Genomic DNA, 20,009 nt, shown 5'->3' on the forward strand with positions numbered 1-20,009 from the left:
AGACCCGGAACGCAAGGACGCGGGACGCAAAGGAGCATCCGATGCCGCAAGCCGCCCTCGCCCCGATGGGGCGCGAGCACGCCGAGCAGGTCCTGGCCGTCTACCAAGCCGGCATCGAGGAGGGCAACGCCACCTTCGAGACCGCCGCCCCGAGCTGGGAGGCCTTCGATACTTCGCGGCTCCCGGAGCACCGGTTCGTCGCCCTCGGCGAGGACAGCCGGGTGCTGGGCTGGGCGGCGGTGAGCGCGGTCTCCGCCCGTCCCGCCTACGCCGGGGTGGTCGAGCACTCCGTCTACGTCCACCCCGACGCCCGCGGCCGGGGCGTCGCCCGCCGGCTGCTGGAGGCGCTGATCGCCTCCACCGAGCGGGCCGGGATCTGGACGATCCAGTCCGCGGTCTTCCCGGAGAACACCGCCAGCCTCGCGCTGCACGCCGGGGCCGGGTTCCGCGTGATCGGCACCCGCGAGCGGATCGCCCGCCACCACGGGGTGTGGCGCGACACCGTCCTGATCGAACGCCGCAGTCCCATTGTCGACTGAGTGCGGCCGGAGCGGCTGCGTCGGCCGGCTCAGGCCAGTAGGTCGGTGATCTGCCGGACGGCGTCGCGGGCCGGACGGCCCACGCCGATGAGGGTGGCGGAGGCAGGTCCCGTCCAGTCGCCGTAGCCGAGCAGGTGCAGGCGCGGCTCGCCGAGCGCGCGGGTGCCGTCCGTGGCGATGTGCCCGTGCGTGCCGCGCAGGCCCAGGGCGGCGAGGTGGGAGAGGGCGGGGCGGAAGCCGGTGCACCAGATCACCGTGTCCGCCCGGGCGGTCGTGCCGTCGCTCCACCGGACGCCGTGTGCGGTGAGGCTCTCGAACATCGGCCGGGCTTTCAGCAGGCCCGCGTCCCGGGCGGCCCGTACCGGTGGGACGGCGACGATGTCGCCCAGGGACGCGACGCCGCCGGTGTCGGTGCGGCCCTCGTCCAGGGCGCGGCGGCGGGCGGTGGCGGCGTCGAACAGGGCGCGCCCGTCGATGTCGTCGGCGAGGAAGCGGGGCGGGCGCTGGGTTGCCCAGGTGAGGTCGATGCCGTCGTGGCCGGCGAGGTCGGCGGTGATCTGTGCGGCGGAGTTCCCGCCGCCGACCACGACCACTCGTTGCCCCGTGAACTCGGACGGGCGCCGGTAGCCGGTGGTGTGGAGCTGACGACCGGCGAAGATCCCCTGGCCGGGGACGGCGGGGACGAACGGGCGCCACCAGGTGCCGGTCGCCGAGACGACCGCCCGCGCCGACCAGTGGCCGGCATCGGTGTCGACCCGCAGCCGGTCGCCGTCGCGGACGACCGTGTGGACGCGGACCGGGCGGTGGAGGGGCAGGTCGTAGCGGTGCTCGTAGTCGGTCAGGTACCGCACCACGTGTCCGGCGTCCGGGTACTCCTGGCCCGGCTGGACGGGCATGATCCGGCCGGGCAGTGAGGAGTAGGCGGCCGGGGAGAACAGGTGCAGGGAGTCCCAGGTGTGCTGCCAGGCCCCGCCCGGCGCGCTCTGGGCGTCGAGGACGACGAAGTCCAGCTTGTTGCGGCGCAGGTGGTACCCGGCGGCGAGCCCTGCCTGCCCGCCGCCGATCACCACGACGTCGATCGCCCCGGTCACGGGACCAGTGCCCGTACGGGTGGCGCCTCGACCGCGGCACACGCCGGACCCGCGCCGCGGCCCTCCCGGATTCCGGCGGCGGGCCCGCCGACGAGAGGCGTACGGCGGTCGAGGCGGTGCATCAGCTGTGCCTTTCCGGGGTGGTGAGTTCCGCGGACTTGAACTTCTTGCGCCAGGCGAGCGAGACGTAGACCAGGGCGACCAGCACCGGCACCTCGATGAGCGGGCCGACGACGCCGGACAGGGCCTGGCCGGAGGTGACGCCGAAGGTGGCGATGGCCACGGCGATGGCGAGTTCGAAGTTGTTGCCGGCGGCGGTGAACGCCAGGGTCGCGGTGCGGTCGTAGGCGAGTCCGATGGCCTTGCCGAGCGCGAAGGTGCCGAACCACATGATCGCGAAGTAGGCGAGCAGCGGCAGTGCGATGCGGGCGACGTCCAGTGGCTGGGAGGTGATGGTCTTGCCCTGGAGGGCGAAGAGGATCACGATCGTGAACAGCAGCCCGTAGAGGGCCCAGGGGCCGATCTTCGGCAGGAACGTGGTCTCGTAGCGTTCGCGGCCGAGCTTCTTCTCGCCGATGCGGCGGGTGAGGAAGCCGGACAGCAGCGGGATGCCGAGGAAGATGACGACGTTGAGGGCGATCTTCCACATGGAGATGTCCAGGTGCTGGCCGTCGCCGAGGCCGAGCCAGCCCGGCAGCAGGTCGAGGTAGAACCAGCCGAGCAGGCCGAACGCGATCACCTGGAACACCGAGTTCAGGGCGACCAGGACGGCGGCGGCCTCCCGGTTGCCGCAGGCGAGGTCGTTCCAGATGATCACCATGGCGATGCAGCGGGCCAGGCCGACGATGATCAGGCCGGTGCGGTACTCGGGCAGGTCCGGCAGGAAGGTCCAGGCGAGGGCGAACATCACCGCGGGGCCGACCAGCCAGTTGATCACCAGCGAGGAGACCATCAGCTTGCGGTCGCCGGTGACGGCGTCGAGCCGGTCGTAGCGGACCTTCGCCAGGACCGGGTACATCATGATCAGCAGGCCGAGTGCGATCGGCAGCGAGATGCCGCCGATCTCGACCTTCGCGAGGGCGTCGTTCAGCCCGGGGATCAGCCGCCCGAGCCCGAGGCCGACGGCCATCGCGGCGAGGATCCACACCGCGAGGAAGCGGTCGAGGGTGGACAGCTTGGCGACGACCGAGGGCTGCTCGGACGAGGGGCGGGGAGCCGGCGCGGACTCGGTACGGGGCACTAGCAGGACCTCTTGGTGACGGCGCCCTCGCGGGCGGTGGCGGCGAGATCGGCGAACTGGCCCGACAGGCCCTCCAGGACCTCCGGCTTGAGCCGGTAGTACGTGAACCGCCCGCACGGCTCGGTGTCCACGAGGCCGGCCTCGCGCAGCACCTTCAGGTGGTTGGAGAGGTTGGTCTGGCGGGCTCCGGTCTCCTCCACCAGGTGGGTGGTGCACAGCGTCTCGCGGGCGAGCAGGGCCACGATCCGGAGCCTGAGCGGGTCGGCGAGCGCCCGCAACAGGTCAGTGTCGACTGACATCAGCATGGACTGATACTTTCACATCAGCCTCGGCTGATGCCATGAACGAACGAGTGAACGAAGGATCACCCCGATGACCGGGACCACCCCGACGACCGCCGCGCCGCTCGCCTCCGTGCTGTTCGTCTGCGTCCACAACGCCGGCCGCTCCCAGATGGCCGCCGGGTTCCTCGGCCACCTCGCCGGCGACCGCGTCGAAGTCCGCTCGGCCGGCTCCGCCCCCGGCGACCGGGTCAACCCGGCCGCCGTCGCCGCCATGGCCGAGCTGGGCATCGACATCTCCGACCAGCGGCCGAAGGTCCTCACGACCGAGGCCGTCCAGTCCTCCGACTACGTCATCACCATGGGCTGCGGCGACGCCTGCCCGTACTTCCCCGGCAAGACCTACCTGGACTGGAAGCTGGACGACCCGGCCGGCCAGGGCGTCGAGGCCGTCCGCCCGATCCGCGACGCGATCAAGACCCTCATCGAGGGCCTCATCGCCGAGATCGACGCCGGTGCCCTCCGCCCGTAGGCACCGCCCCCGGGCCCGGTCGCTCCCCGAGCCGGACCGATAATGAACCGAACGGTTCCGTGGGTGAGACGCGGGGGGTAGCCGAGGGTTCGCCGGAGCTCTTCGTCGTCGAGAGGAGCGAGAGCTGCTCGCAGTTCTCGACGGTCAGTGCACGCGTTCAAAGGACGCTGTCCGTCTGTTTGCGGAGTCGGACAGTCCTCGGATGACGGCAGGCCTGTCCGCTGACAGGAGACCGCCCCGTCATCCGAGAGCAAGGCTCCCGGGGATCGCCGTAGGAGTCGGTGCCGGTTTCGAGGACGGTGCCGTGGAAGGGGTTCAGCCGCCCTACCCCACCAACCCGCTGCGGTCGAGCAGCGCGTGGAGAAGGGCGAGGGGAAGGCGCGGGTTGGCGGCCGCCGCTTCGGCGGACTCCGGGTCGTCCAGGAGGGTTTCGACCAGGTCGAGGGGCAGGAGCGGGTTCGCGGCCGCCGCCCGTCGGACCTGCGCCTCCGGGTCGGTCAGAAAGTGGACGGGCGGCCGGTCGAGGCCCGGGTCGGCGGCGGCCAAGGCGCGGACCTCCGGGGCGGGATGATCGAGGAGGTGGCCCAGCCCGGTCCGCGGAAGCCCGCGCAGCATCAGCAGGTACGGCCGCTGGCACGGAAGGGCGAGGAAGGCGTCCAGGACGATCGCGGACGGCGCCAGCGGGTGGTTGAGGGCAAGCAGGTGGCGGACCTCCGGATCGGCGTCGTCGGCCAGGCGCCGCACCGACTCCGGCGACAGCCGCGCGCAGGTCGCGGCGACCTGGCGCAGCACGGGCTCCTCGGAGCGGACGCAGGCCTCGTACCAGTCCGTGGCCGGCTCCAGGAACATCTCGCCGACCCGACCGAGGCAGCAGGCCGTGTTGCCGAGCACCCGGTCGACGGCGACGCACTGCGGCCAGGTCCGCGGCAGCGGCTGGAGCCGGGCGCGAGCCCGTACGGCGCCCTCCGGGTCCTGGGCGAGCTCCGCCAGCAGGTCCGCCGTCAGATCGGCCCGCGCCGCCACCTGCTCACGCACCTTCGGATCGGGATCGCGGGCGAGGCGCGCGACGATGGCGGCGGGCGTGAGGCGGTTGTGGGCCAGCGCCCCCAGGTCGCGCCGTTCGGCGAGGCACTGCTCGGCCACGGCGACGGAGACCGCGCAGTTGGTGAGCAGGTAACTGCGGCGGCCGCAGTCGTCGTCGGGCAGCTCGGCCCGCATCGCCCCCGGGTCCAGCGTCCGGTTCTGCGCCCGGGCCGCCTCGGCCACGGAGGCGACCGGGTCGGCCAACAGGGCGTCACGTTCCGCAGGCGTGAGCATCGGCCAGAGGTCGACCGCCGTCACCCGCAGCTCCGGGTTCGGATGACGGGCCAGCCCCCGGCGGAACGACTGCGGGATCTGCCCGGAGAACCCCAGCTCGCGCCGGATCTCGCCCGCCGTCAGCAGGGGCTCCTTGCCCTCCTCGTCCTGTGCGGTCAGCAAGGTCTCCAAGGCGTCGTCGGGCAGCGGCTCGTTCACCATGATCCCCAGGTGCGGCCGCGGGCCCGCGGCGAGCGCCGCCCGCACCAGCGGGTGGGGGTCGCCGGCCAGCCGCCCGCGCAGCTCGGGCGCGACATGCCGGTTCCGGGCGAAGGCCCCGCGGACCCTCGTCTCCGGATGCGTGGCGGCCACCTCGGCCACATCCGCCGGCAACGCCCGAGCCCCCGCCACCACCGGCCACACCACGCTCACCCGCGCGGCCAGCAGTCGCAGCAACACCTTCGACGGAGTGGCCGGGTTGGCGGCGACACCGCGCAACCAGAGCATGGGGAGAGGCAAGGGACGCATCGCGCCATCCTGCCACCCGGCCGACTTCGACGATCGCGCAGCCCGCAGTCGAACCGCGGATCGTACGGAGCGAGGCGTGCGGGCCGGTTGCCCGCCTCCCCGCAGGTGCGGGGAGAACCGGGATGCCCTCGGGGTAGGCGATCTCGCGCGGCTGACCCCCGCGGGTGCGGGGAGGAGGCTGTGTGACCTGGGGTGCAGCAGGGGGCTTGCCAGTTCTTGGCCGATGGTCCTCGGCTGCTGGGGAGTCAGCGGGAGATGCCACTGTGTCCCGGGCCGCACCGGAGAGGTGCGGCCCGGGACACAGCAGGGGGCGTCAGCTGCCCGTGGTCAGCAGGCGGTTGGCGAGGGCGTCGGCGAGGCGGTAGGCCTCGTCGGCGGAGAGGGTGCGGCAGATGGCGTCTGCCAGTTCCTCGACGTTGTGCCAGTCGACGGTGTTGAGCTCCGGCTGAGCGGGGGCGGGGGCCGGTTCGTCTGCCGGGGGGGCGGCGATGACGGCGCGCTGTTCCGGCATCGGGAGGGACTCGGAGTTTTCCGCGGAAAATTGGTCGGGGCGCGGCGCGGCGGGTTCCGGCCGGGGAGCGACCGGCTCCGGGCGGGGGGTGACGGGGGCCTCCATGGCAGGCGCGGGTGCAGGCGCGGGTGCAGGAGCGGGAGCGGGGGCGACCGGAGCCGGTGCAACAGGAGCCGGAGCAACTGGAGCCGGCGCCGGGGCAGCCGAGGCGGCCGCCTTGGCTTCCGCCTTCGCCGCCCGCCTCGCGATCACCGCGTCCGCGTCGGCCTGGAGCAGCCGCTCCAGTTCCGCGGTCTGCTCGGCCAGGGACATCGTCTCGATGCCCTTCACCGAACCCAGCCGACGCGCGACGTTGATGGAGATGCCCTCCTCGCCGCGCGCCTTGGCCCGCACCTGGCGCTGGAGCTCGGCGTGGAGCTTCAGCAGGTTTTTGCGGTGCGAGATCCAGCTCTGCGACCAGCCTTCGGCCTCGGCGGCCTCCTTGGCGGTGGGGTACTGCGCCACGATGAGCAGGACCGCGTTGGCCTCCTCGATCGGGTCGAAGTCCTTGCGCGCCATGTTCTCGTCGAGCGCGGCGCGCAGCAGGGTGGCCTTGGATTCGGCGACCGTGTCGTCCACGACGACGAGCAGCTGCTCGCGTCCGTACAGTTCGGCGGCCGCGCGGCGGCGGTTGCCGTTGACGATGATGACGTCCTGCGGGCCCGCGCCGAGGGTCTGCCGGTCCTCCGGCCACAGCCGCAGGTAGGCGTCGGGGGTGACGGCGAGGCAGCTCTGGAGCTGGCGGTCCTTGATGCTCGCCAGGTCGGAGAGGTCGCCGAGTTCGTCGCGGGGGTTGCGCGGGTTGGGCAGGCAGTCGGCGGTGGGGATCCACCGGGCGGCCGGCTGGTTGTCGTTGGCGCTTTCCACGCCGGGGGCGTCGACGACCGGGTCGGCGGCCATCGAGGCGAAGGAGACGCGACGGCCTGCCATCAGCGGCCCCCGTAACCGAGTTCGAGGGAGAGGCGGAAGAAGTCCTCGCGGGCCCGGTAGGCGGTGCCGCTCTCCTTGTACTGGGTGACGACCGTTCCCTCGGCCACCGCGCGCGAGTGGATCTTGTACCGGCGCAGGACGGTCTTGGCGCGGGGCCAGCCCTTCGCGGTGATGTACGCCTCGGTGTCTTCGAGGTCGGCGCGTCCGTCGCGCGGGTCCCAGTTGTTGACGACGACCCGGAAGGGGATGTCCATCGGCTCGATGACCTTCTGGATGGTCCGGGCCGTCGGGTCGAAGCACAGCGGCTCGGTGATCATCGGGACCAGGACGTCGTCCGCGATCTCCAGGGCCCGGCGCAGGATCTCCTCGTCGGCCAGGGTGCCCGGCGTGTCGATGAAGATGTGCTGGTACTCGTCCTTCTCGCCGAGGACGTCGAAGGTGCACGCGGCGAGGTTGACCGTGGTGGTGGTCTTGCCGACGCCGCCCTTCTGGTTGGCGATGACGTGGATCTTCGCGCCGGTGTTCTTGAGGTTTATCAACTGTTCGGCGTGGTCGTGCGCCGCCATGAAGTCGAAGGGCAGGTTGTCGCCCACTCGCTCCGCCCAGACGACGGCTGACCCCTGGGGGTCGGTGGACACGACAAGCACGGATGGCTTCATGATGTTCCGTTCTCTCCGTGGGCTTCCCGGGCCGAGTGCCCGGTACTGCGGATGTCCGCCGCGCAAAGCCGTGGGCGGTGGACGGAGAACAGCATTCCAGATGATCAGCCCGGATCCTGACACGACCCGCGTGTGTCGGGACACAAGTCGGCAACACAAAAGCGCAGGTCGGCCGGGTCGGAGTTCCGCGAAAGTCACTCAGATCGCCTGGTGGGCCTTCGAACTGTCGGGTCGGATCAGTTCCACGCGAGCAGCGCGACGCTGCCCAGGGCCAGGACCACGCCCAGGTGTCGGGACCGGGCGGATCCGCTCCTTGAGGACGATCCGGGCCAGGAGCACCGTGCTGACGGGGTAGAGGGAGGCGAGCAGGCCGGTGACGGCCAGGGTGCCGTTGCGTAACGCGACCGGGTAGAGCGCGCTGGAGGCCATGACGACTTCGGCGCGGCCCACGTCGAGGTCGAGCAGCACCACCGCCGTGGCCCGCACCCGCTCACGGAGCCCCGGGCCCGGTCCTTGAAGGTAAAGCGGAGGTCAGTAATCGGACGACGGGGTTGTGTGAGCGGACGGGTGCAGGAGATCGTTCGAGACGACCCCGTCGCCGCCCGCTGGAGGACCTCCGTGACCGACCCCGTGCCCGCGTCGCTGCCCGCCCCGCCCTACTACGCCGTGATCTTCACCGCCGTACGGACCCCCGGCGACAACGGCTACCGGGCCACGGACGACCGGCTGATGGAACTCGCCGTCGAGCAGCCCGGCTACCTCGGCATCGACTCCGCCCGCCGCGCCGACGGCCTGGGCGTCACCGTCTCCTACTGGAAGGACGAGGAGTCGATCGCCGCCTGGCGCAAGCACGCGGAGCACACCGTGGCCCGCACCCACGGCCGCGAGCACTGGTACGCCTCGTACTCCCTCCACGTCGCCAAGGTCGAACGCGCCTACGGATTCACCCGCACGGCCGACGAGTAGGCCCGTACGCTGCGCCCATGCAGAAAGGGATCTTCAGCCGCGAGTCCGTCCTGAGGGCCATCGAGGAGTGCGACCGCCTCGGAGCCGCCACCTTCCGGGAGACGTACGGCTTCGGCAAGGCCGTCAGGTACGTGCTGCACCACGGCGGGCGCACCTACGACTCCAAGGCGATCGCCGGCGTCGCCCATCAGTACGAGTACGGGCGCGCCCTCACCGGGGGCGAGTTCTCGGGCGGCAAGACGGCCGCCGCGGCCTGGCTGGAGCGCGCCGGCTTCGAGGTGCGGCAGATCCGCTGACCGCCTCCGGCCGGCCATGTTCAGGCCGGGGAACCGTCCCGCACGACCGGCGCGCTCGCCGGTCACCGGACGACCTGCGGCGCCTGCGCGTCCGGGTAGCCGTACCGCGCGGCGTGCCGCCGACCGGACCAGCCCGCCTCGCCGGTCACCCGCACGCCTCCGAGCATGGGCCTCGGCGGCCGCCGCACGCGGTCGGCCACAGCGCCCGTCCGGAGCCCCGCGGAGGAAGCATGACCACGCCCCAGAGCAGCCCGACCGCCGACCAGGTCGTCGCGGCGCCCACCTATCTGGCGGACATCCGCTTCTTCTTCCGGCCCCAGGACGTGGAGCACATGGCCGCCAAGGGCATCGACCTCGGCACCTACGACGGGGTGAAGACCAGCGCGCTCTCCATCTACGCCCAGACCGCCCCACCGAACCCGCAGATGCCCCCGGACACGGCCGGGCACTGGAGCGCCGAACGCTCCCAGACGTTCAAGAACTGGATCGTCAACGGCTACCCCCTCGGCACCGCGACGCCGCCCGCACCCGCGCCACCGGCCGCGCAGCCCCCGGCCCGGCTGCGCAAGGAGGTCACGGCGCTGAGCGACCCCGAATTCCAGCTGCTGACCACGGCGTTCACCGGCATGATGGCCCGCGACCCGTCCGCCCCGGACAGCTACTTCGCCCTGGCCGGCCAGCACGGCCTGCCCAGGCGCTGGTGCCTGCACCACGAGGACCGCTTCAACCCCTGGCACCGCCAGTACCTGCTCGACTTCGAGGACGCGCTGCGCTCCGTCCCCGGCTGCGCCCAGGTCACGCTCCCCTACTGGGACATCTCCACCGCCCTGCCGGAGCGGCTCCAGCACCCGCCGTTCGACCGGTACGTCCTGCCGGCCGACCCGGGCGCCGCCGCCACGCCGCACCCCGTCACCGGATTCTTCCCGTACACCACCCAGCGCTACCCGCTCGCCACCATCGCGCAGAACCTGAAGGACTTCGGCGTCCTGGACGACATCACCACCTCGCTGAAGCAGTCCCTGTGGGGCTCCTTCAACGTGAGCGGCTACCAGGACTTCTCGATCCAGGCCCACGACGGCGGCCACGGATCGATCGGGCCGACGATGGGCAACCAGGACGTCTCCTCCTTCGACCCGGTGTTCTGGTTCTTCCACTGCAACATCGACCGCCTCTGGCTGAGCTGGCAGACCCGCGTCCACGGCACCACGCTCACCGGGTTCCGGACCACGCTGGGGACGGACACCGACTGGCTCACGACGCCCTTCAACGCCCTGCCGCCGTTCAGCCGGACCGCCGACCAGACGATCGAGACCGAGGTCTCCTATGACCGCCTGGACCTCGTCAGCCCCGCGGAGGGCGCGTTGGAGAACCTGTCCGGAAGCATCGACGCCGCCCGCACCTTCGCCTTCCGCAGCTCCGACCCGGTCTCGGTGCGGGTGAAGGGCATCGACCGGCTGAACATCCCGGGATCGTTCGTGGTGAGCCTGCTCGCGGACGGCGAACCGGTCGCCAAGCGCTACTTCTTCCAGCCGGACGACCCGCGCCGCTGCGCGACCTGCGTGAAGCACGGCATCGTCAACATCGACTTCCGGATGACCCAGGACCAGCTGCTCGACCGGACCCTGTCGGTACGGATCGACGTGCCCGGGCACGCGGGGATCGGCACGGCCTTCCCGCTCGCCCAGGCGGGCAACCCGACCGTCAACGCCCGGCTGCTGGTGCAGGAGGCGTAGCCGGATCGGGGACGCGGGCGGGCCGCACCGGATGGCGTAGCACTCCTCGCGCGGCCCCTGGGCGTTGAGAAGACTGACCAGCGTGTCCCCCATCCCTCCGGTCCCCCTCGCCGATAGCGCCGGGACCACGCTCCACGAGCGGGTCCTGGCCGGCGCGCTGCGGGCGAGGGCCGCGCGCGGCACGCTCACCGTCGAAGCCGTGGTCCTCGCCCAGGGGCGCCTCCAGACCCCGTCCCCCTGGCCGGTCGGGATGCCCCGGCGCGGCAACGGCGGCGCCGGGTTCCCCAACGCGTGGCGCATCGCCCGCCGCTCGCCCGGCCTGGCGTACACCGAGGGGTATGTGATCGAGGAGGACGGCACGGTCTCCCGCCACGCCTGGTGCGCCGACAGCCGCGGCCGCGCCCTCGACCCGACCTGGCCCGACGGCCGCGCCCGCGGCTACGCGGGGATCGCCATGGCCACGGGCTGGGTCGCGGCCGTCCAGTGGCGCACCTGCACCCGCACCCGCTTCTCCGGCGTCCTGGACGCGACGGTCCAGCACACCCGGGACGCCGACCGGGTCCTGACGTACGGAGTCCCGCCCGAGGCCCTCCTCGCCCTCGGCCGACCGCTGCCGCCGGGGGCCGTGAGCAGGGGCCCGAACTGGTCGCCTGAGCTGGTCGCCTGAGCGCACCCCGCCCGGCCCGGCGCGGGCGACTGTTCCGCGATCGCCTGTCGGCCAGTGCCCGGTGGCGGGTCGGGCACGTCCAGGAGGCCACCGGATCGGGTGACAGCGGCAGAGCAGGACGGCAGGCAGCGCCGGGCCTGAGCGCCAAGCCGGTGGACGTCACCCGCCGCCGCCCCGTCACCCGCCTGCTCGCGCCCGGCAACAGCCGACGCTGACAACGCGAGGGGGTGGTCGAAGCCGCAGCACCGCGGCTTCGACCACCCCAGGGGTCCGGCTACGGCCGGGTGCGCGGGGCGGGGCCTACGCCGAGCCGGCGGCCGACGTCGATGGTCGGTTCCGAGCGGGGGCGGCCGCTCGCCGTATTCCTACGGCGTGGCGGAGTCGCTACCACTCAAGGGTGAGCGCACCGGGCCGGCCCGGCTGGCCGGGCTGGCTGTCGCCGCCGGGCCCGCCGGTGAAGCCCGCATACCCTTCGTAATGCGTCCAGTTCCCTGCACTGCCTCCTTGGCCGGGGCTTCCTCCGGTGCCGCCCTTGCCGCCGGCGCCTCCGGCCCCGTACGCGGGGTGCTGCCCGATCCGGGAGTCGGTGGCCGCCGTTCCGCCGGACCCGCCCCCCCGGGTTCGTGCCGCCACACGGTCACGGTCCGGGTCTGGCCGGGCATGTGCCACTTCTCCCGCTCGTCGTCAGCATCCTGCGGCTTCTGCTCTTCCTGGTGCTCCTTGAGCTTGGCCGGCTCGCCGCCCCGGCCCAACACGGGAGCGTCGGTGTGGACGTCGTCAGCGCCGCCGGCGGAAGCGTTCTGCACCGGCTTGCCGCAGGTGGCGCCGGGACTGTCCGACTCCGAGGCGGAGGCATCGCTGCCGCGGGACAGCTTTCCCTTTCCGCCGCCTCCGCCTCCACCGCCCGCTCCACCGGGCGCGACCTGCGCGCCTTCGCTCGCCCCGCCGCCGACGGTGACGAGAACCCGCTTGTCTTCAGGCCGGCAGGAGGTGGCGATCACCGTGGCGTCCCCGGGCTGTCCGGGGTTGCCCGGCTTGCCGGCATCACCGGAACTTCCTCCCCGCTCCGCTCCGCCGCCACCGGCCGGGCCGGCGCCTTGGGCGGCGGGACCGCCCGCGCCGCCGGCGCCCACCGTGATGCCCAGGACTTCCCCGGGCGTCACGGCGAACGAGCACCGCAGGTGGCTGCCGCTGGCGCCCCCCGCACCGCCCCCGCCGGACAGGCCGGCCGCACCGTCGCCACCCCCCACGTACGGAGAGGCGTCCGGTGTGCCGTGCTCATTCACTGCCACCGTGGCGCCCCCGCCGCCCCCGCCACCGGCGCCGCCGCCCGCACCGCTGCCGCCGCCCTGGCCGCCGCCCCAGGCCGAGACCGTCACCCGACTCACCCCGTCGGGCACGGTCACCGCGTAGGTTCCGGGCTGGTCGAAGACCTTGCGCCCCCGGCCCTCCACCCTGCCGCCCGCCACCTGGAACAGCCCGTCGCGCACCTTGCCGACGGCGCCCGTGCCGGCCACCCCCTTGTCGGTGTCCTGATCGACCCTGCCCCCGGCGATCGTGTAGGCCGCATCCCGCAGCTGCTCGAACGGGGTGTCGTTGGGGTTCTCACCCAAGGCGACCTCTTCGAGGATCCACCGCTGCCACCCCCGGTTGACCCACTCCTGCGCGTCCTTCCACTGCACGACCCCCGCACCCGCGCTCATGGAGCGCCCCTCGACCGTCAGCACCAGCTGCGACTCCAGGACATGGCGGATCGAGCACAGGTTCGCGCCTTCGTGCCACAAGAGCCATTCCACCGCCTCCGTACTGCCGTTGTAGACCTCGGCAACGGCGGACAGGCCCTTGCTGTCCCCGCGCACGTGCAGCAGCTGACGGCTGGCCCGGTTCTCCAGCTTGTGCCGGGTCATGACGCCTCGCTCGTAGGGCGCGTGCGTGATGTTCCACAGCTGCCGCTCCAGCGCCTGGCCCCGCAGCAGCGCCTCCTGCGCCACCGGAGACCCCGGGGCCGTGCCCTGCGCCGTCATGTACAGGCCCGACCTCGCGCAGCGGACCAGATAGGTCCCCGCGTCCGGCCGAAGTTCGGAATAGTGCGGACGAACGGTCACCTTCACTCCCAACGTCGGATATTCGAGGCACATGCCGCCACCCGACGCTGCCCGGCCCTTTGCCCCGGAAACCGCACCGAACACGCGGCCGTCGAGATCGAGTCACGGGCGTGAGGAGTGACGTGGTGGCGGACGGACGGCGAGAGCCGGGCGACGTCCTGGTCACGGACGTCGCAGCCCTCGGCGAGAGCCGGTCGCGGGCTGCGCCCTGGAGGGCGCCGTAGTCGGCGGCGCGGTCACTGCGCCACCGCTTCTGGTCGGGCAGGTCGGCCGGCTGTGGCGCGTATGCGAACCCGGCCAGGGTGAGCGGGTCGAACACGATGTCGGAGGACGAGGCGGTGTCGGTGACCGCCATCTCCGGGCGCCGCCAGCCGTCGTGGTCGTCGAGGACGCCCAGCACGTACGGGAGCCGCGCGGGGCGTCGGACGCCTACGGCGCCGGGTCGCCGGGCGGGTCGTAGAGGGCGGCGGCGCGGCGGGCCGCCTCGGCGAGGCGGGCGCGCAGGTGGGGAGGCTGGAGGACTTCGGCCTCCGGGCCGAGGCGCAGGAGTTCGAGGTAGCCGATGTCCCAGTTCTCGACCGGCAGGGTCACGGTGACCCAGCCGTCGGTGTCCGCGGGGCCGGCGGTGGCGAGGGCGTCGGCGGCGGCGGTCGGTTCCAGCAGCGCGGCGAGGTGCTCGACGGCGAACGGGCTCAGGCGCACCAGGGCCCGCTCCCGCAGCAGGGCGCGGGTGAACTCGCGCGCGGCCGCGGCCCAGTAGGCGGCGAGGTCGAACTGCGGGTCGCGCTCGAAGCGTTCCTCGCCGGCCTCGGCGCTCTCGAAGCGCTCCACCCGGTACGAGCGGACCTGCCCCGAGGCGCCGCGCGCCGCGAGGTACCACTGCCCGGCCTTGAGGACCAGGCCGTACGGTTCCAGGCGCTGCTGCCGGGTGCCGCCGCGCGCCGCGTAGCGGGCGTGCAGGACGCGCTCCTGCCAGACGGCGCGCGACACCTCGGCAAGCAGGGGCGGGGTCCGGGCCTCGCGGAACCAGGCCGGTGCGTCGAGGTGGAAGCGCCGGGCGGCGGCCGCGGGGGCGTCGCCCAGGTCGCCGTCGCTCAGGGCGGCGGCGACCTTCAGCCGGGCGGCGAGGGCGGGGCCGGTCAGGCCCATGTCGCGCAGCGGGCCGGGGAGCCCGGCCAGGTGCAGCACTTCGGCTTCGGCGCGTTCGAGGCCGGTGAGGCGGGTGCGGTAGCCGTCGACGAGCCGGTAGCCCCCGCCGCGGCCGCGCTCGGTGTACACCGGCACCCCGGCCTCGGCGAGCGCGGCGACGTCCCGCTGCACGGTGCGCTCGGAGACCTCCAGTTCGGCGGCGAGCCGGGCGGCGGTCATCGTGCGCCGGCTCTGGAGGAGGAGTAGCAGGGCGATGGCCCGGCTCGCGCGCATGTCCGCTCCCTTCGGGGGTCCAGCCAAGGTACGGGCAAGAGGGGCGATGACGGTTCAGTGCGGCTCTTCGGCCCCCGTCGCACCGGCGCCGGCGTTCGGCTGCCGGGCCGCTGCGGCGCGCCGTGGCTGGGTGGGTGTCAGCAGCGCGGCGAGCCGGTGGGTGTCCGCGAGGTAGCGGTCGTAGGGGAAGCCCGCCTGGAGGAGGGCGGTGCGCAGTTCTTCCTCCAGGGGTTTGCCCTCGGCCAGGAAGGCGGCCTGGCCCGACGGGGTGAGGGCGACCAGGCGCCGGCGCCGGTGGGCGGGGTCGACGCTGATCGTCACGTACCCCTGCGCCTCCAGTGGGCGCAGGGAGCGGCTGACGGCCGGGTCGGACAGGGCCAGGGCCTCGGCGAGCTGGTGCTGGGTGGCGGGTTGGATCTCCTCAAGGGTGCCCAGCAGTCGCAGCTGGCTGTGGGAGAGGCGCTGGTCCGGGTCGGAGCGGCGCCGTGCCGCGTCGCCCATCAGCATGACCACGCGGTACAGCAGCTCTGCCAGTCCTTCGTCCATGAGCTCATCCTACCGGATACTTGCAGTGTTAATATTAACCATGCAACACTCGATCCCATGGGCAATCTTCCCTATGCCGTTCGAACCACGTTTCCGCTCCTGTTCATGCTGGTGCCCGCCCTCGGGGCGCTGCTGAGCTGCCGTCGCCGCGGCCCGGGCCGGTCGGCGGCGGAGATCTGGCAGCGCTGGTGGGCAGTCGGCGCCCTCGGCGTCGGAAGCCTGTGGATCACCATCTCGTTCCTGGCGCTCCCCAAGGGCATGGCCGACACCATCGGATTCGCCACCTCGCCGTTCCAGTTCGAGCTGGCCTTCGCCAACCTCGGCCTCGCCGTACTGGGCTTCCGCGGCGCGTGGGCGTCGCCCCGCGAGCGCCTCACGAGTGGGCTGGCGGCCGCCGCGTTCCTGTGGGGGGCCGCGATCGGCCACGTCCACCAGTGGTTCGCCCACGGCGACCACGCCGCCGGAAACACGGGTGGCATCCTCGCCAACGACGTTCTGATCCCCGCCGTCATGATCGCCTTGGCCGCCCGGGACGTCCGCCGCGCCCGCTCGGGCCTCGGCGACGGCGCCCGCCCGGCCGCCTGACACGGCGGCGAGTGCCGTCGCCCGGCGGCTCCGCACCGGTCACGCCCGGCGGCATCGCGCTTGACCGCGGCTGCGGGAGCGGAGCCCGGGAGGGGCGTTACGGCCGGCGGGGTGTGGATCCGCGCTCGGTAGCGGGTGAGGGGCCGGCTGTGGGCGTGGTGTCCCGCTCTGTCCAGCTGCCGAGCAGTGCCAGGTTCTCCCGGTCGGAGGGTTCGGGGCCCGCGGTGTAGATGCACAGGGTCTGGTCGGGGTCGTCCGGCGGGGAGAGGCATTCGTAGCGGAAGGTGATGTCGCCGACGAGGGGGTGGCGGTAGCGCTTGATGCCGTGGCTGCGCTCCTGGACCTGGTGGTCGGACCACCAGCGGGGGAACTGCGGGCTGTGTACGGACAGTTCGCCGATCAGGGCCGTCAGCTGCCGGTCCTGGGGGTGGCGGCCGGCGTCGAGGCGCAGCATGGCCACGGTCTCCGCCGCCGTGCGCTCCCAGTCCAGGCAGCTCTCCCGTGCGGCGGGGTCGAGAAGCAGGTAGCGGGCGTAGTTGCGCCGGCTCGCCGGAAGTGCCTCGAAGTCGGTGAGCACGGTGCGGGCGAGCCGGTTGGCGGCGAGGACGTCGGTGCGCCGGCCCAGGATGAACGCGGGTACGTGGTCCAGGACGTCCAGTACCTCGTGGAGGCCGGGGCGGACCCGCTGCGGGCGCTCCGGGGCGCGGCGGCGCGCACCGGTACCGGCCGCGGCCAGGTTCATCATGTGGGCGCGCTCGGTCCGGTCCAGGCGCAGGGCCTCGGCGAGGGCGTGCAGGATCTCCTCGGACACGTTGCCGTTGCGGCCCTGTTCGAGGCGGATGTAGTAGTCGGTGCTGATGCCGGCGAGCCGGGCCAGCTCCTCACGGCGCAGCCCGGCCACCCGCCGGGCGCGGGCATCCGGTGCGAGCCCGACGTCGTCGGGCCGCAGCCGGGCGCGGCGGGAGCGCAGGAACGCGCCGAGCTCCGCGGTCTGCTTCATACGGCCTCCGTGATCCGTTCCGTACGTCCATTGTGCGGATCGTGGGTGAGGGCGCGGGCCCGCAAACCTGGTACTGGCGGTACCAGGCGGGAGCGGGCCAGCCACGGCCGCCACGAGCGCCCGTGCGGCTGGTCTCCTGGATGAGGCGGCGGGAAACGGCCGCAGCCGACAGCGATGAAGGAGCACCACCCCATGCCCGAACTGGTCACCGACACCACCCTCGCCGGCCGTATCGCCGTGGTCACCGGAGCCTCCAGCGGCATCGGCGAGGCCACCGCCCGGCGGCTGGCCGCGCGCGGCGCCGAGGTGGCCCTGCTGGCCCGCCGCGCCGACCGCCTGGAGGCGCTGGCCGCCGAGATCCGGCGGGCCGGCGGCACCGCGATCGCCCTGGCCGTCGACGTCACCGACGCCGAGGCCGTACGGGCGGCGGCCGATCGGGTCGAGCGGGAGCTCGGCACCGTCGACCTGCTCGTCAACAACGCCGGGGTGATGCTCCCGGCCCCCGTCGAGGAGCTGCGCACCGACCAGTGGCAGCGTCAGATCGACCTGAACGTCACCGGCCTGATGAACGTCATCGGCGCGTTCGTTCCGCAGCTGGTCGCGGCGGGAGCCGCGCGCGGCGTCGCCGACCTGGTCAACCTGTCCTCGATCGCGGCGAAGAACATCTTCCCGAACTTCGCCGTCTACTCGGCCACCAAGGCCTACGTCACGCAGCTCTCCCGCCACCTGCGCGCCGAGCTGGGTGAGAAGCACGTGCGCGTGTCGGCGATCGAGCCGGGGATGACGCACAGCGAGCTGCACGACCACGTCACCGACCGGGGCGTGCAGGAGTGGACGGCCGGGATCCACGACATCATGCTCCACTCGGAGGACATCGCCGAGTCCATCGTGTTCACCGCCTCGCTGCCGCCGCGCGTGAACCTGCAGCAGATCACGATCATGCCCACCGGCCAGCCCGCCTGACCCGCCGACGGGGTGCGGGCGTTTGGGGCCCGCACCCCGTCGGACAAGGGCGGGCTCCCTGGTGTCCGCGCCTTGGCCGGGCCTTCTTCAGCCGCGGTGGTCGGAGGGTGCCGGGTCGAGGGAGGCGGGGTCGGCGGCGTAGGCGGTCATCCAGTGCGGGTGCAGCCGGTAGTAGACCACGTCGTGGTCCCAGTCGAAGGCGTCGGCGCCGTAGAAGTCCTGGAAGTACGCGAGCAGCTCGGGCCAGTCGGCGGCGGGCTCGCCGTCCGCGGGGTTGAGGACCTCGACGGCGCCGTGGGTGAAGACGCCGAGGTCCTCGCCGCGCAGGTGGGCGGCGCTGATGGCGGGCCGGGCGGCGAGGTGGCGGGCCTTGGCGGCGGTGCGCGCGGTGCCGAAGTGCCACGTGCCGTGGAGGAAGTGCCCGTCCGCGCCGCTGATCCGCGGTTCGCCCTTGGCCGTGACGGTGGCCAGCGCGAGGGTGCACATGCCGGTGAGGACGCGGGTGAGCTGTCCGGCGGTGAGGGTGCGCTCGCCGCTGATGATGGAGCGCAGGTGGGCGGTGGAGCGGGAGAGCGAGGTGTCCAGGAGGTCCTGGAGGCGGTGGAGCTCGTCGGGTGTCTCGTGCACGGGGGTCCTTGTCCTGTCCGTCGTTGCGTCGGCGTCCCTACTGTCCCGTCGAATCCCGACATCTCCTGTCGTCATTTCGGGTCCGGTTGTGCTGCGATGATGATCCGGTGAACGAGGCCCCTTCCCCGCCGACGCCCGTCATCCTCGGCATCGACGACCTGCGGCCGCTGCCCAGGGCCACGCGGATCGCCCGGACCAGCGGGGACGGCGTCCGGCTGCTGGAGGAGCACCGCGGCGCTTACATCGACGAGCTGTGGCTCGACCACGATCTCGGCGGCGATGACGACATCCTTCCCGTGGTGGCCCTTCTGGAGGAGGCGGCCTTCGGCGGGGAGCCCTTTCGCATCGGAACGGTCTTCGTCCACAGTGCCAACCCGATCGGCGCCGCGAGGGTCGTCCAGGCCCTCACGCGCTGGGACTACCGGGTGCGGCGGGCGACGGCCTAGCGGATCCGACACCGGCAAAAGGGGTCCGCTCCTCTCTCTGAAGGGTTGTTTTAGACAACCGCCGAGTACACCACCCACCCAGGAGAATCGCGCGCGCCCCTCGCCTTCGCCTTCCCCACGCACATCAGCCACCCTGCGACTGAGAGGGTGGCTTCTTCGTCCGTTGTCTAAAACAACCCTCTTCCGGGGCACTCCCAAGGCCCGACGGGCGAAGTTGCCGCGTGCCCTGGCGCCGCGGACCGCGTTGAGCAGGTCGGCACAACCAGCCCCAGAAGGAGCGTCCCGTGACGACACCTCCGATCCGCAGGACCGCCCTGGCCGCGGCGGCGGCCGCCCTCGCCCTCATGACGACGACAGCCGCCGCCCCGCCCCAGGGCGCGTACACCGACCAGAGCGACACCGCGTTCCAAAGCGACTGCCTCACCACCATCAACGCCTACCGCGCCAAGCACCAGGCACCCCCGCTCACCACCGACCCCAAGACCGTGGACTACGCCAAGACCCGGGCCCAGAAGGTCTCCCAGCCCAACGGCTTCCACCACAACGGCCTCGCCGACGGCTACGGCGAAATCCTCGGCTGGACCTCCTACGCCACCCGCGACACCGACGCCGCCTACACCCCCCGCACCTGCCAAGCCGCCGTCGACGCCTGGTACCGCGAGATCAGGAACTACGACTTCGCCGACCCCGGCTTCAAGGAAACCGCCGGCAACTTCACCCAGCTCGTCTGGAAGTCCACCACCACCGTCGGCTGCGCCCGCGTCGGCGGCCCGCGCGACCAGACCCCCGACCACGACGGCTTCCGCTGGTTCGACACCTACATCGCCTGCGAGTTCACCCCACCCGGCAACCTCACCACCGACCCCCACGACCCCGCCAAGGACTACAAGGACAACGTCCTGCCCGCCCCGTAGGACAAACAGCAGGCCCCCCGGCCCACCGCCGGGGGCCCACGGGGCCTCCCCACACCGACCTCCTCCCCCACGTCCCCCACCTCGCCGACGGCC

The 20,009-nt window shown here is 72.8% G+C and carries 22 protein-coding genes and 1 pseudogene; 10 read left to right on the plus strand and 13 right to left on the minus strand.

All coding sequences use genetic code 11. The features are described 5' to 3' along the window. Positions 1–41 precede the first annotated feature (41 nt). Entirely contained in the window at positions 42–539 is a 498-nt protein-coding gene (locus QWJ13_RS29705; protein ID WP_316528349.1) for a GNAT family N-acetyltransferase, read from the plus strand. 29 nt (positions 540–568) lie between these two features. Here the strand turns inward: QWJ13_RS29705 and QWJ13_RS29710 are convergent, their stop codons facing one another. The 3 genes from QWJ13_RS29710 to QWJ13_RS29720 form a co-directional block, all read right to left on the minus strand. Further along, positions 569–1,630, minus strand: coding sequence for an ArsO family NAD(P)H-dependent flavin-containing monooxygenase (locus QWJ13_RS29710; RefSeq protein ID WP_316528350.1), 1,062 nt, complete (start codon positions 1,628–1,630; stop codon positions 569–571). A gap of 121 nt (positions 1,631–1,751) precedes the next feature. After that, positions 1,752–2,870, minus strand: coding sequence for an ACR3 family arsenite efflux transporter (gene arsB, locus QWJ13_RS29715; protein ID WP_316528352.1), 1,119 nt, complete (start codon positions 2,868–2,870; stop codon positions 1,752–1,754). Beyond that, positions 2,870–3,175, minus strand: a complete 306-nt coding sequence (locus tag QWJ13_RS29720) for an ArsR/SmtB family transcription factor (protein WP_316528353.1) — start codon at positions 3,173–3,175, stop codon at positions 2,870–2,872. Before QWJ13_RS29720 ends, arsB begins: the two co-directional genes overlap by 1 nt. A gap of 67 nt (positions 3,176–3,242) precedes the next feature. On the opposite strand from QWJ13_RS29720, the gene QWJ13_RS29725 reads away from it, so the two are divergent. After that, on the plus strand, positions 3,243–3,683 hold the full coding sequence (locus tag QWJ13_RS29725) for an arsenate reductase ArsC (protein ID WP_316528354.1): 441 nt from the start codon (positions 3,243–3,245) through the stop codon (positions 3,681–3,683). A 324-nt stretch (positions 3,684–4,007) separates the two neighbouring features. Here the strand turns inward: QWJ13_RS29725 and QWJ13_RS29730 are convergent, their stop codons facing one another. The 4 genes from QWJ13_RS29730 to QWJ13_RS29745 all read right to left on the minus strand — a co-directional run bounded on the left by QWJ13_RS29730 (position 4,008) and on the right by QWJ13_RS29745 (position 8,132). Next, positions 4,008–5,507, minus strand: a complete 1,500-nt coding sequence (locus QWJ13_RS29730) for a hypothetical protein (protein ID WP_316528355.1) — start codon at positions 5,505–5,507, stop codon at positions 4,008–4,010. A 313-nt stretch (positions 5,508–5,820) separates the two neighbouring features. After that, complete coding sequence (locus QWJ13_RS29735) at positions 5,821–6,987, minus strand: ParB/RepB/Spo0J family partition protein (RefSeq protein ID WP_316528356.1); 1,167 nt, start codon at positions 6,985–6,987, stop codon at positions 5,821–5,823. Beyond that, on the minus strand, positions 6,987–7,625 hold the full coding sequence (locus tag QWJ13_RS29740; protein WP_316528357.1) for a ParA family protein: 639 nt from the start codon (positions 7,623–7,625) through the stop codon (positions 6,987–6,989). Before QWJ13_RS29740 ends, QWJ13_RS29735 begins: the two co-directional genes overlap by 1 nt. 219 nt (positions 7,626–7,844) lie before the next feature. Beyond that, positions 7,845–8,132, minus strand: coding sequence for a hypothetical protein (locus tag QWJ13_RS29745; RefSeq protein WP_316528358.1), 288 nt, complete (start codon positions 8,130–8,132; stop codon positions 7,845–7,847). 132 nt (positions 8,133–8,264) lie between these two features. On the opposite strand from QWJ13_RS29745, the gene QWJ13_RS29750 reads away from it, so the two are divergent. The 4 genes from QWJ13_RS29750 to QWJ13_RS29765 all read left to right on the plus strand — a co-directional run bounded on the left by QWJ13_RS29750 (position 8,265) and on the right by QWJ13_RS29765 (position 11,308). After that, the gene (locus tag QWJ13_RS29750) at positions 8,265–8,612 is read left to right on the plus strand and encodes an antibiotic biosynthesis monooxygenase family protein (RefSeq protein WP_316528359.1); all 348 of its coding nucleotides are present in this window, start codon (positions 8,265–8,267) and stop codon (positions 8,610–8,612) included. Positions 8,613–8,629: 17 nt separating this feature from the next. After that, the gene (locus QWJ13_RS29755; protein WP_316528360.1) at positions 8,630–8,908 is read left to right on the plus strand and encodes a ScoMcrA-related endonuclease; all 279 of its coding nucleotides are present in this window, start codon (positions 8,630–8,632) and stop codon (positions 8,906–8,908) included. A gap of 230 nt (positions 8,909–9,138) precedes the next feature. After that, entirely contained in the window at positions 9,139–10,641 is a 1,503-nt protein-coding gene (locus QWJ13_RS29760; protein ID WP_316528361.1) for a tyrosinase family protein, read from the plus strand. 82 nt (positions 10,642–10,723) lie between these two features. Next, on the plus strand, positions 10,724–11,308 hold the full coding sequence (locus tag QWJ13_RS29765) for a hypothetical protein (protein WP_316528362.1): 585 nt from the start codon (positions 10,724–10,726) through the stop codon (positions 11,306–11,308). Positions 11,309–11,673: 365 nt separating this feature from the next. Here QWJ13_RS29765 and QWJ13_RS29770 read toward each other — a convergent pair whose 3' ends face one another. The 4 genes and pseudogenes from QWJ13_RS29770 to QWJ13_RS29785 all read right to left on the minus strand — a co-directional run bounded on the left by QWJ13_RS29770 (position 11,674) and on the right by QWJ13_RS29785 (position 15,381). Next, on the minus strand, positions 11,674–13,413 hold the full coding sequence (locus tag QWJ13_RS29770; protein ID WP_316528364.1) for an RICIN domain-containing protein: 1,740 nt from the start codon (positions 13,411–13,413) through the stop codon (positions 11,674–11,676). A gap of 187 nt (positions 13,414–13,600) precedes the next feature. Beyond that, positions 13,601–13,933: pseudogene (locus tag QWJ13_RS34425) on the minus strand (Tn3 family transposase); the annotation flags it as partial. Next, complete coding sequence (locus QWJ13_RS29780) at positions 13,843–14,835, minus strand: helix-turn-helix transcriptional regulator (protein WP_316528365.1); 993 nt, start codon at positions 14,833–14,835, stop codon at positions 13,843–13,845. The pseudogene QWJ13_RS34425 and the gene QWJ13_RS29780, both read right to left, overlap by 91 nt. A gap of 54 nt (positions 14,836–14,889) precedes the next feature. Then, a complete protein-coding gene (locus QWJ13_RS29785) occupies positions 14,890–15,381 on the minus strand; it encodes a MarR family winged helix-turn-helix transcriptional regulator (RefSeq protein WP_316528367.1) in 492 nt (163 codons plus the stop codon). A 57-nt stretch (positions 15,382–15,438) separates the two neighbouring features. On the opposite strand from QWJ13_RS29785, the gene QWJ13_RS29790 reads away from it, so the two are divergent. Further along, positions 15,439–15,966: a DUF6790 family protein gene (locus QWJ13_RS29790; protein WP_316528368.1), complete on the plus strand. Its 528-nt coding sequence runs from the start codon at positions 15,439–15,441 to the stop codon at positions 15,964–15,966. A 97-nt stretch (positions 15,967–16,063) separates the two neighbouring features. Here the strand turns inward: QWJ13_RS29790 and QWJ13_RS29795 are convergent, their stop codons facing one another. Next, the gene (locus QWJ13_RS29795; protein ID WP_316528369.1) at positions 16,064–16,966 is read right to left on the minus strand and encodes a helix-turn-helix transcriptional regulator; all 903 of its coding nucleotides are present in this window, start codon (positions 16,964–16,966) and stop codon (positions 16,064–16,066) included. Positions 16,967–17,158: 192 nt separating this feature from the next. On the opposite strand from QWJ13_RS29795, the gene QWJ13_RS29800 reads away from it, so the two are divergent. After that, the gene (locus tag QWJ13_RS29800) at positions 17,159–17,929 is read left to right on the plus strand and encodes an SDR family oxidoreductase (protein ID WP_316528370.1); all 771 of its coding nucleotides are present in this window, start codon (positions 17,159–17,161) and stop codon (positions 17,927–17,929) included. 87 nt (positions 17,930–18,016) lie between these two features. Here the strand turns inward: QWJ13_RS29800 and QWJ13_RS29805 are convergent, their stop codons facing one another. Continuing rightward, a complete protein-coding gene (locus tag QWJ13_RS29805) occupies positions 18,017–18,556 on the minus strand; it encodes a pyridoxamine 5'-phosphate oxidase family protein (protein ID WP_316528371.1) in 540 nt (179 codons plus the stop codon). A 107-nt stretch (positions 18,557–18,663) separates the two neighbouring features. On the opposite strand from QWJ13_RS29805, the gene QWJ13_RS29810 reads away from it, so the two are divergent. Together QWJ13_RS29810 and QWJ13_RS29815 are read left to right on the plus strand one after the other, a co-directional pair. Then, positions 18,664–19,002, plus strand: a complete 339-nt coding sequence (locus QWJ13_RS29810; protein WP_316528372.1) for a cyclic-phosphate processing receiver domain-containing protein — start codon at positions 18,664–18,666, stop codon at positions 19,000–19,002. A gap of 284 nt (positions 19,003–19,286) precedes the next feature. Next, positions 19,287–19,916, plus strand: a complete 630-nt coding sequence (locus tag QWJ13_RS29815) for a CAP family protein (RefSeq protein WP_316528373.1) — start codon at positions 19,287–19,289, stop codon at positions 19,914–19,916. The last annotated feature ends 93 nt before the right edge of the window (positions 19,917–20,009 follow it).

Origin of the sequence: Kitasatospora brasiliensis (genome assembly GCF_032654805.1) — a bacterium.
Lineage (GTDB): Bacteria > Actinomycetota > Actinomycetes > Streptomycetales > Streptomycetaceae > Kitasatospora > Kitasatospora brasiliensis.